Origin of the sequence: Clostridium akagii DSM 12554, assembly GCF_000686725.1 — a bacterium.
Taxonomy (GTDB): domain Bacteria; phylum Bacillota; class Clostridia; order Clostridiales; family Clostridiaceae; genus Clostridium_I; species Clostridium_I akagii.
In genome coordinates this window covers 55,338-67,127 of the sequence record NZ_JMLK01000014.1, presented here as the reverse complement: position 1 = coordinate 67,127, position 11,790 = coordinate 55,338, and the positions used below count along the sequence as shown (strand labels likewise).

12 protein-coding genes are annotated in these 11,790 nt (G+C 28.5%); all 12 read left to right on the top strand.

Annotation, left to right across the window (positions count from 1 at the left end):
- The first annotated feature begins 15 nt into the window (after window positions 1–15).
- From BR66_RS0108625 to BR66_RS0108570, 12 genes are read left to right on the top strand one after another with little or no spacing between them, the layout of a single operon-like run.
- A complete protein-coding gene (locus BR66_RS0108625) occupies window positions 16–945 on the top strand; it encodes a GDP-L-fucose synthase family protein (RefSeq protein ID WP_026882563.1) in 930 nt (309 codons plus the stop codon).
- A 37-nt stretch (window positions 946–982) separates the two neighbouring features.
- Window positions 983–2,038, top strand: coding sequence for a nucleotidyltransferase family protein (locus tag BR66_RS0108620; RefSeq protein ID WP_026882562.1), 1,056 nt, complete (start codon window positions 983–985; stop codon window positions 2,036–2,038).
- A 16-nt stretch (window positions 2,039–2,054) separates the two neighbouring features.
- Window positions 2,055–2,759, top strand: a complete 705-nt coding sequence (locus BR66_RS0108615; protein ID WP_026882561.1) for an acylneuraminate cytidylyltransferase family protein — start codon at window positions 2,055–2,057, stop codon at window positions 2,757–2,759.
- Window positions 2,752–3,903, top strand: a complete 1,152-nt coding sequence (neuC, locus tag BR66_RS0108610; RefSeq protein ID WP_026882560.1) for a UDP-N-acetylglucosamine 2-epimerase — start codon at window positions 2,752–2,754, stop codon at window positions 3,901–3,903. The genes BR66_RS0108615 and neuC overlap by 8 nt, the downstream gene beginning before the upstream one ends.
- A 4-nt stretch (window positions 3,904–3,907) precedes the next feature.
- Window positions 3,908–4,912, top strand: a complete 1,005-nt coding sequence (gene neuB / locus BR66_RS0108605; RefSeq protein ID WP_026882559.1) for an N-acetylneuraminate synthase — start codon at window positions 3,908–3,910, stop codon at window positions 4,910–4,912.
- Window positions 4,897–5,976, top strand: a complete 1,080-nt coding sequence (locus tag BR66_RS0108600; protein WP_026882558.1) for a hypothetical protein — start codon at window positions 4,897–4,899, stop codon at window positions 5,974–5,976. Before neuB ends, BR66_RS0108600 begins: the two co-directional genes overlap by 16 nt.
- On the top strand, window positions 5,973–6,641 hold the full coding sequence (locus BR66_RS0108595) for a class I SAM-dependent methyltransferase (RefSeq protein ID WP_026882557.1): 669 nt from the start codon (window positions 5,973–5,975) through the stop codon (window positions 6,639–6,641). Before BR66_RS0108600 ends, BR66_RS0108595 begins: the two co-directional genes overlap by 4 nt.
- Before the next feature lie 15 nt (window positions 6,642–6,656).
- Complete coding sequence (locus tag BR66_RS0108590) at window positions 6,657–7,160, top strand: GNAT family N-acetyltransferase (RefSeq protein ID WP_026882556.1); 504 nt, start codon at window positions 6,657–6,659, stop codon at window positions 7,158–7,160.
- Between the two features lie 2 nt (window positions 7,161–7,162).
- Complete coding sequence (locus BR66_RS0108585; RefSeq protein WP_026882555.1) at window positions 7,163–8,194, top strand: lipid II:glycine glycyltransferase FemX; 1,032 nt, start codon at window positions 7,163–7,165, stop codon at window positions 8,192–8,194.
- A gap of 33 nt (window positions 8,195–8,227) precedes the next feature.
- Entirely contained in the window at window positions 8,228–9,220 is a 993-nt protein-coding gene (locus BR66_RS0108580; RefSeq protein WP_026882554.1) for an NAD-dependent 4,6-dehydratase LegB, read from the top strand.
- A gap of 21 nt (window positions 9,221–9,241) precedes the next feature.
- Window positions 9,242–10,336, top strand: a complete 1,095-nt coding sequence (locus tag BR66_RS0108575; protein WP_026882553.1) for a LegC family aminotransferase — start codon at window positions 9,242–9,244, stop codon at window positions 10,334–10,336.
- Between the two features lies 1 nt (window position 10,337).
- A complete protein-coding gene (locus BR66_RS0108570) occupies window positions 10,338–11,789 on the top strand; it encodes a lipopolysaccharide biosynthesis protein (RefSeq protein WP_026882552.1) in 1,452 nt (483 codons plus the stop codon).
- Window position 11,790 lies beyond the last annotated feature (1 nt).

Below are 11,790 nucleotides of genomic sequence, written 5' to 3'. Positions count from 1 at the left end.
AGTGAGGTAATTTAAGTGGACAAGAATAGTAAGATTTATGTAGCTGGTCATAGAGGACTTGTGGGTTCAGCTATAGTTAGAAATTTGAAGCAAAAAGGGTTTACTAATATTATTGGGAAAACACATTTAGAGCTTGATTTAAAAAATCAAGCATCTGTAAGAAAATTTTTTGAAGAGGAAGAACCGGAATATGTTTTTTTAGCAGCAGCACATGTGGGTGGAATAAGTGCCAATAATACATGTCCTGCTGATTTTATATATGAAAATATGGAAATACAAAATAATGTTATAAAAGCGTGCCATGATTTTAAGGTTAAAAAACTTCTATTTCTAGGAAGTTCATGCATATATCCTAAAATGTGCCTTCAACCTATAAAAGAAGAATATTTACTTTCAGGATATTTGGAAGAAACTAATGAAGGGTATGCAATTGCTAAAATTGCAGGTTTAAAGATGTGTCAATTTTTCAAAAGACAATTTGATGATAACTTCATAAGTTGTATGCCAACCAATCTTTATGGACCTAATGATAATTTCAATTTAAAGACATCACACGTAATGCCAGCATTAATTAGGAAATTTCATGAGGCTAAGATTAACAATGAACCATTTGTGGAAATTTGGGGTACTGGTAAGCCATTAAGAGAATTTTTATATGTTGATGATATGGCAGATGGCTGTGTATTTTTGATGGAAAATTATGATGGAGAAGAGCATGTGAATATCGGAACCGGAAAGGAAGTAACAATAAGGTGTTTGGCTGAGATAATTAAAGATGTTGTGGGATATGATGGTGAAATAAAATTTAATATTGACAAACCTGATGGGACTCCTCGCAAGTTATTGGATGTGAGCAAGCTAGAAGGATTAGGTTGGAAGTACAAAGTGAATCTTGAAAATGGAATTATAAGTAATTATCAGTGGTTTAAGGAGAATTATAAGTAATTAAAATTAATTAAAATTAATTGTAGGATGTGAAATAATGGTTAAAACTTTAAAAAATTTATTAATTAATTATAATGATTCCATATTAAGAGCGATGCAGTTAATAAATTTGAATTCAAAAGGAATATTATTTGTTGTAGATGATGATAGCAAATTGGTAGGCACTATTACAGATGGAGATATAAGAAGGGCCATTTTGTCGGGATTACCATTAAATATGGATATATCAAAAATTTATAACGGGAATTGCATTTATTGTAATAAGGATATAAGTGCAAATGAAGTTAAAAAACATTTTATAGAGAAAAAAATAAAATTGTTACCAGTGGTTGATGCAAATAAAACAATAGTAAATTATTTTGAAATAGATGACTTAATTGATTATAATAAACTTGAAAAAGAAAATACTGTTTTTATTATGGCCGGCGGACTAGGTACAAGGCTTAGCCCTCTTACAGATGACTTACCTAAACCTATGTTAAAAGTAGGCAATAAGCCTATTCTTCAAACTATTATAGAGCAGTTTAGAAATTATGGTTTTAAGAACATATTGATATCCATTAATTATAAGGCTGATGTTATAGAAAATTACTTTAGAGATGGTAAGGATTTTGATGTATCAATCAAATATATTAAAGAAACCAAAAGGCTTGGAACCGCAGGTTCAATTAAGCTTGCAAAACAATATTTAAACAAGCCTTTCTTTGTTATAAATGGAGATATTCTAACTAATGTTAATTATTATAATCTCCTTCATTATCATAATGAAAACAATTATGAAATGACCATAGGCTCAAGGATATATGAGACTCAAATACCTTATGGTGTATTAAATATAGATGAATCTTGTGTAACATCACTTGTAGAAAAACCAACAATCAATCATTTAGTAAGTGGTGGATTATATGTTTTAAATCCAGATATCATAGATAATATACCCGATAATGAATATTTTGACATAACTCAATTAATTGATAAATTGATACATAAGAAGGAAAGGGTTGGAAGTTTCCCAATTACAGATTACTGGATGGATATTGGTAAGGTTGAAGACTTTTATAAAGCGAATAAAGACATAGAAAAATATTTATAAAAAAGGTGATTTGTAAATGAAAAATAAGGTAATTGCTATTATACCAGCAAGAGGTGGATCTAAGGGTGTGCCAAGAAAAAACATAAAAGATTTGAATGGTAAACCTCTTATTGCTTATACAATAGAAGAAGCTAAAAAGAGTAAATATATTGATAGAATAATTGTTTCCACGGAAGATGGTGAAATAGCTAAAGTCAGTAAGGAATATGGCGCAGAAATTCCATATTTAAGGCCCTATGAATTAGCACAAGATAATTCGCCAACCATAGATTGTATAATAAATATGATTGATTTGCTAAAAGAAAAACAAAAATATACCCCGGATTATGTGTGTTTGCTTCAGTGTACTTCACCCCTTAGAAATTATGAAGACATTGATGGTACTATTAAAAAAGCTATTGATTTGAATGTAGATGGAGCGGTTTCTATATGTGAATCAGAAGTAAATCCTTATTGGACGAATATTCTTCACGGAGATAAACTAAAATATTTTTTAGATGATGGCAAAAAAATAACAAGAAGACAGGATTTACCGAAAATTTATAGAGTTAACGGCGCTGTTTATGTTATAAAAACAGATATTTTATTAGAACAGAGGACATTTGAAACTGAAAATATAACAGGCTATATTATGGATAACGGAAATTCAGTGGATATTGATACTGAAATAGATTTCAAGCTTGCAGAATTACTTATGAAGGAAAGTGAAAATCATGCGTAAAATTGCAGTTGTGACTGGAACAAGAGCAGAATATGGATTACTTAAAAATACGTTAAATAGAATAAAAGAAAACATTAACTTAGAACTTCAATTAATAGTTACGGGAGCACATCTATCAGAAGATTTCGGTTATACTATAAATGAAATATTAGAAGATGGATTTAAGGTGGATGAAAAATTACCCGTTTTAATGGGTAGTAACAATAAAGGTTGTATGGCAAAGGAAATGGCATTATTAATGATACAACTTTCTCAAGTTTTTGAAAAACATAAACCAGACATTCTTCTTATATTGGGAGATAGGTATGAAATATTTGCTGCAGCGTCAACTGCAATGTCTATGAATATACCAATTGCTCATATATCAGGGGGAGAAATAACAGAAGGGGCTATTGATGAACAAATTAGACATGCAATAACTAAGATGGCACATATACATTTTCCGGGAGCAAATATATATGCCCAAAATATAGAGAAAATGGGTGAAGAACCTTGGCGCATATTTAGTGTTGGTGATCCTGCTATTGAAAATATCAAGGTTACAAATTTTTTAAATAAAGATGAATTAAAAAAACAATTAAATGTGGTGGTGGATGAAAATACACTACTTATTACATATCATCCAGTTACTCTTGAAATTGAGAAACTTCCAGATCAAATTGAAAATTTAATCAAAGCAATGAATAGCACAAACAAAACAATGATAATAACATATCCTAATGCCGATAATGGCGGAGAGTATATAATAAAAAAGTTACAAGGATTTGCAAAAATCAATCCTAATGTGTCCATATTTAAAAATTTAGGTGTTTTAAGATATTTGAGTGTTATGAAAATTTGTGGTGCGGTAATCGGTAATTCATCTAGTTCATTAGTAGAGGCACCATATTTAAAAGTACCTGCAGTTAATATAGGTAACAGACAAAAAGGAAGACTAATGGCAGGTAATGTTATATGCTGCGGTAATGAAGCAGAAGATATAGTAAAAGCTATAAATAAATCTCTAAGTATTGAATTTAAAGAAAAAGTTAAGAATACTAAAAGTCTTTATGGAGAAGGAAAAACCAGTGAAGAAATAGTTAATGTTCTTGAAAATATTGAACTTGGTGAAAGATTATTAAAAAAAAAGCTTGTTTGGAGTTGAGAATATGCCAGTGTTTATAATTGCAGAAGCCGGAGTGAACCACAATGGTGATATTATTATAGCTAAAAAGCTTGTAGATATGGCAGTAGAATGCGGAGCAGATGCTATAAAGTTTCAAACATTTACTGCAGAAGAAAGTACAGGTACGTTTGCTGAGAAGGCACAATATCAAAAAGAAAATGACTTGACAATTGAGAGCCAGCTTGAAATGATAAAAAAACTTGAACTGCCTTTTGAACAATTCAAAGAAATTCAAGACTATTGTAATGAAAAGGGAATTATGTTTATATCAACACCAGATGGTTTAGATAGTCTGAATTATTTAGTAAGTATAAATGTTCCACTTATTAAGGTAGGATCTACAGAAGTAACTAATTATGAATTTTTGAAACAAATAGCTGAAACTGGGAAATCTGTAATTTTATCTACGGGTATGAGTACTCTTGGAGAAGTAGAAAGTGCACTTGAAGTAATGTTTTCTACTGGAAACAAAGATATAAAGCTTATGCATTGTACTACTGATTATCCAACAGCAGTTGAAGATGTTAATTTAAAAGCTATGGTTACTATGAGAGAAGCATTTAAAATACCTGTTGGATTGTCAGATCATACAATAGGATTTGAATCAGCTATAGCTGCAGTAACTCTTGGAGCTGAGTTTATAGAAAAACATATAACATTAAATAGAGATATGGAAGGTCCTGATCATAAGGCATCTATGCCACCAGAAGAGTTTATAAATTATGTTAATTATATTAGAAACACTGAAAAACTTCTTGGTGATGGAATAAAGCGACCAACAGAAAGAGAAAAAAATATCATGGAACAGGTGAGAAGAAGTATATTAGCATCATATGATTTAAAAAAAGGAACTATAATTGAAAAATATATGCTAACATATAAAAGACCAGGCACTGGGATTAAGCCAGAATTAGCAAGTATTATAATTGGCAGGGAATTAAAAAGAGATTTAAAAAAAGACGAGGTTATAGCATGGAAGGACTTATGAAGCCAATAGGTGGAGAATTTTGGTTTGATGATATATTTTTAGATAATACAATAAATAATATGAAAAATTCAAATGGGATATTATTAAGCGGAGGTCAAAGTGCAATACAATTTATAATTGAAAATATAAATTTCAAACAAGATGAGTATATACTAATACCTTCATATTTATGCCCTACAATTTTGTATAATTTTCAAAGAAAAAAGATTAATATACTGTTTTATGAGATTAACGAAGATTTATCTATTAATCTAATGGATATTGAAAATAAGATCAATCAATATAAAATAAAAGCACTATTTTTCATTGATTATTTTGGATTTTACCATGATAATAACACAATTCAATTTTTAAAATCAATTAAAGAAAATGGAATAATATTAATTGAAGATGCCGTACAAATGTTCTGGTTTAAAAGAATGAAAAAATTTATAGGAGATTACGTGTTTAACAGTTATAGAAAATTTTTACCTGTAGATGGTTCTGTAGTATTATGTAATAATAACGGTGAATTTGAATTTGATGAAGATGACTATTGTAAACTTATGAACGAAGCAAGGCTAAAAAAAACCCAATATATAAAATTTAATATTGGTAAAGAACAGGAATTTTTGAATTTGTTCAATGAAGCTGAGGAAGCATATTATAAAAGAAAAAATGTAAATGGAATGGATAATGAATCCAAGAAATTATTAAATAAAACAAATTATGAATTGATAAAAAAAACAAGATTTGATAACTATACTTATTTATATGATAGACTGAAAGAAGTTAGTGGAATTAAAATTTTATTTAATAAAGAATTAATAGAAGATAATATACCATTAGGGCTACCTATTTTAATAAATAATAGAGATTTTATTAGGAAAGAACTAAGAAATTACTCTATTTATTGTCCTATACATTGGGATATTAGCAATGAAGCTTTTATAAAAGAATTTGATAAAAGTTTATATGTTTCTAATAATTTATTAACTTTACCTATCGATAATAGAAATAATGAAGAAGATATGGAAAGATTATTAAGTGAAATAATGAAATTAGTTGGGGGAGAAGTTTTGTGAAAACATTTGATAAAGTTTGGGAAGAAATACATAAAGAAAATGAGTGGGGTAAATATCCATCAGAAGAAGTCATTAGGTTCGTAGCAAGAAACTTTTATAAATTGGATAGAAAAAACATTAAGATATTAGATTTTGGATGTGGAACAGGTGCAGTAACTTGGTATGTAGCAAAAGAAGGCTTTGATGCATATGGATTCGATGGTTCCAAAACAGCGATTGAAAAAGCCGGTATTAGGATGCAAGAAGAAGGCGTAAAAGCAGAACTATATGTTGCTGATGCAGGGGAAATTCCTTTTAAAAATCATTATTTCGATGCTGTTATAGATTCAGCTGTGATATACGCAAATAAAATTAAAGATATAAAGTTAATGTTAAATGAAATAAATGGAGTACTTAAAGTTGGCGGGAAAATTTTTTCTACTGGATTGTTTAATTTTAAAACTACTGGGTATAATACTGGAGACAAAATAGAGGAAGGTACATATAGAGAACTTAAAGAAGGAACCCTGGCTCATAGGGGCACTGTGCATTTTTTTACAAGAGATGAAATAAAAAATATATGGTCAGAAACAGGATTTAAAAATATAAAAATTGACTCTGTTGAAAGAACAGATATGGGAGGAAAATATACAGTGGGATTTTTCATGGTACAAGCAGAAAAATAACAAAGGAGACATGATATGGAAATAAGCCTACAAAAGATGAATAATAATAATTTTTATTTTTATTATAAATTAAGATGTGAAAATAAAAATATATTGTATACGGGACACTCTAAGCAACCAGAATATTCCATCCTAAAAGAATGGTCAAAAAATATTAATGAGGAAAATAAAAAACTAATATATTTAGTTGAATATAACAATATATGCGTTGGATATATTCACCTTGATATTAAAGGAAAAAACGTAGAAATAGGGTATGCTGTTAGTGAAAAAGATGAAAACAAAGGCACTGGTACATTAATTGTAAGACAATGTATTCTTTTAATAGAAAAAGAGTTTCAATATATTGAGGAGATTATTGCGTGGATAGCAGAATTTAATGAACATTCAATAAAATGTGTTCTAAACAATAATTTTATAAGACTACAAGAAACAAAAGAAACATTTTATGAGGGGTATGACAAATGTCTTACTATGAGAAAGTATATATATAGAACAAAACAACAAGAGGAGTTCTAGTGATGTATAAATTATTAAATTGTGGTGACGAAGAGTGGAATAGATATTTAAATAAACTTCCTGAATTCATTCAAGATATTTATTACACAAGTGAATACTACAAAATGTATGAATTAAATGGTGATGGAATAGGTAGTTTGTTTGTTTACTACGATAACAATGGAAATCTAGCATTATATCCTTTTATGAAAAATGAAGTATTAGGATATAATTTAGATGGTAGGTATTATGACATTGAAACGGCTTATGGATATGGTGGTCCTATTACAAATTGTGTTGAAGAAAATTTTATAAAAGATTTTGAAAAATGTTTTAAAGATTATTGTAAAAAAAGCAATATTGTTGCTGAGTTTATAAGATTTCATCCTTTAATAAAGAATGAAAATATATTTAGTAAAAATATTGAAGTGTTACATAATAGAATTACAGTTTGGCTTGATTTAACAAAAGGTATAGAAAAAATTTGGAATGAAGATATAAAAAGTAAAAATAGAAATATGATAAGAAAAGCTGAGAAAAATGGACTTTCGGTGGAAGAAAGTAATGATTTTGAAACATTTAAAAACATATATGGTACTACTATGGATAAAGTAGATGCTAATAATTATTATTATTTTAATGATAATTATTATGATAAAATTGAAAAAAGTAATAATTATATTTTATTAAATGTTAAAAAAGAAAATGAAGTAATTGCTTCAGCTATATTTATAGAATATGGAGATTATTTTCACTATCATTTAGCTGGAAGTTTAAAAGAATACTTGAAATTTGCACCAAATAATCTTTTACTATGGGAAGCAATAAAGTATGCACAAGCAAAAGGGTATAAAAAGATGCATTTTGGTGGAGGACTTACAGATAATATTGATGACAATCTTTTTAAATTTAAAAGTAGTTTTTCAAAACAGTATTCTGATTTTTACATAGGTAAAAGAGTACACAACAAAGAAATATATAATTACCTAATAAGTAATTGGGAAGAGAAAAATGGTAAGAAAGCTAATATGTTATTACAATATAAAATTAGATAGTCTAAAATTAAAATTTCAAAAGGAAGTGACACAATGAACTTAAAAGGTAAAAAAGTTTTAGTTACAGGCTCAGAAGGGTTTATAGGAAGTCATCTTACAGAAAAACTTGTGGAACTTGGGGCAGAAGTAACTGCGCTTGTTCAATATAATTCATTTAATAATTGGGGATGGATAGATACTTTTGATAAACAAGTTAAAGAAAGTATACATGTTGTAACAGGTGATATTAGAGAATATGATGGAATGAAAAGAATTATAAAAGGACAGGATGTAGTTTTCCATTTAGCGGCACTTATAGCCATTCCATATTCATATTTGTCACCTATGGCATATGTAAGAACTAATGTTGAAGGAACAACAAATGTGCTTGAAGCTTGTAGAGAATACGATGTTCAAAAAATAGTACACACATCAACATCAGAAACATATGGTACGGCACTTTATGTACCAATTGATGAAAAGCATCCTATGCAAGGACAATCACCATATTCAGCTTCAAAAATAGGTGCAGATAAAATTGCTGAAAGTTTCTACAAAAGTTTTAATACACCTATAGCAACTATAAGACCATTTAATACATATGGACCAAGGCAATCTGCAAGGGCAGTTATACCAACAGTAATATCACAGATTTTATCAGGGAAAAAGGAAATTAAGCTTGGAAGCTTAACACCAACAAGGGATTTTAATTATGTAAAGGACACATCAGAAGCCTTTATCAAAATAGCCGAAAGTGATAGAACAATTGGTGAAGTAATAAATTCTGGATCTAACTATGAAATTTCTATAGAAGATACTGTTAAGAAAATTATTAATATTATAGGAAAAGATGTTAAAATAGTTTGCGATGAACAAAGATTAAGACCAGAAAATAGTGAAGTAAACAGATTATGGGCTGATAATATGAAGATTAAAGAATTGACTGAATGGTCACCGCAGTATAGTATTGATGAAGGGTTAAAAGAAACTGTAGAATGGATAAAAAATAACATGCAGTATTTTAAGACAGATATTTATAATGTCTAATTAACCGGGGAGGAATTTTTTATGATACCATTATGTATACCAAAAATGTCAGGTAATGAATGGAAATATGTTAAAGAATGTTTTGATACTAATTGGGTTTCTTCTGTAGGAAAATATGTTGATTTGTTTGAAGAAAAGTTTGCAGAATATGTAGATGCTAAAAGTGCAGTTGTTACTATGAACGGAACAGCTGCACTTGAATTAGCACTTAGAACATTAGATATAGGTGTAGGTGATGAAGTAATTATCTCATCAATGACATTTATATCACCAGTAAATACCATAAAATATGTAGGTGCTGAACCAGTATTTGTTGATGTATGTAGAGATACCTTTGTAATGGATACAAACAAAATAGAGGAAATGATAACTCCTAAAACAAAAGCAATATTACCAGTACATATTTATGGACATCCTGTTGATATGGATAAAGTAATGAATATTGCTAAAAAATATAATTTATATGTTATTGAAGATGCCACAGAAGCACTTGGTTCAGAGTATAAAGGTAAAAAGGTTGGGACTATTGGAGATATGGGGTGTTTTAGCTTTAACGGAAACAAACTTATAACCACAGGTGCAGGTGGAATGCTAATAACTGATAATGATGAATGGGGTAATCGAGCCAAATATCTTTCAACTCAAACTAAAACCGTCCTTGATAATGGTGCTTTTTATCATGAAGAGGTGGGGTATAATTTTAGGATGCCAAATATGCTTGCAGCGATGGGTGTTGCACAGCTTGAAAACATAAAAGAATACGTTAATGATAAAAGAGCACATGCTAAATTGTATAATGAACTTTTAAAAAATGTTAAAGGAATAACGACATCTATAGAGAAAGAATATGTAAAAAATTGTTTTTGGCTATATTCCATTTTAGTAGAGGATGAATATGGTATTTCTCGTGATGAAATGATGGAAAAACTCCAAGCAAATGGCGTGCAGTGTAGACCATTTTTTCAACCAGTGCATTTGATGCCTCCGTATAAAGAATGTAAGCATGGTGATATGAGTATAACAAACGAAATTTCAATTAAAGGAATTAATTTGCCAAGCTCTGTAGATTTAACTGAAGATGAGATAAAATTAATTTGTTCATTAATCAGGTTATAATATGACTAAATTTGTAAGAAACTTTTTGAAACATATAATGAATTATGGGGTTGCAACGATAATTACAGGTATTGGTTCGTTTATATTAATACCTATATATACTCGTTATTTAACTCCTTCAGATTATGGTATTGTTGATTTAATGAATACGACAAGTAATTTGTTAAGTATGTTCTTAGCCTTAGGGTTAAATGCCGCATTTAGCGTTTATTATTATAGTTCAAAGAGTACTGATGAAATAAAAGAATATTTTAGTACAATCATAAATGTTATTATGGTATTTTCATTGATTATAATAGGAACATTAGTAGCTACAAATAACATGTCACCACATGGTTTTATAAAGAATGTACCTAAATTTTACTTGAACATATCTTTCTTGTCTAGTGGATTTACTGTGTTTATACAATTTCCAATGTCCATATTACAATATAAGGAAAAATCCAAACAATATGGCCTTTTTAGTATTTTCCAATTTTTAATTTCAACAGTACTTAATATAATTTTTGTTGTATTTCTAAAAAAAGGTGCGGAAGGCATAATAATATCCCAGTTAGTAGTATCAATAATGTTTTTCATTATTGCTGCTACATTATCAAAAAACATATATTGTTTACATATAGATTTTAGCAAAATGAAAAATTTATTGAGAGTTGGAATACCTGTTATTCCTCACGCAATGGCTGGTTGGTGTATAACTTTTGTAGATAGGATCATTATAAATAATTATGTTGATACCAATAGTTTGGGGATTTATTCGTTTGGTTATAAAATTGGAACTATAATGTTAGTAATTGTGAGTGCAATAAATCAAGCATGGTCACCAATATTTATGAAAACTGCAAATGATAAAAAAGAAGTGGCTAAACAAATTTTTAATAACATTAATAGGTATTATATTTTTGCTGTAGGTATATTTGCATTGATTTTAAGTCTATTTTCCAAAGAAATTGCAACATTATTGGCTCCAAAAACATATTTAAATGCATATTATATTATGCCGTTCATATTTATATCCTATTTTTTTAATGGATTATATTTTATGATCGTAAATTCATTGTTTTATTCGAGAAAAACTTATTTTCTTCCAATATCGACTGGATTGGCAGCTATAATAAACGTCATGCTAAATTTGATATTTGTTCCGATATATGGCATTTATGCAGCGGCTGTTGTTAATTTAATTACTTATATTGTATTATTTACTTGTGTATATATAATTAATTTAAAAATATATAAAATAAATATGCCAATATCTACTATTATAATATATTTATCGATAAATACATTAGTTGTTTTTTCAATGATCAAGTTAAATATAAGTTGGCTAACAATTATTATAAAGATATGCTTAACAATTATAATTATTTGTTTGCTTTATTATATTTCAATTAATAAAAAAGAAAGAATTAAAACTAAACAATTTTTGTTGAAAGTTTTAAATAAGGTGTAAA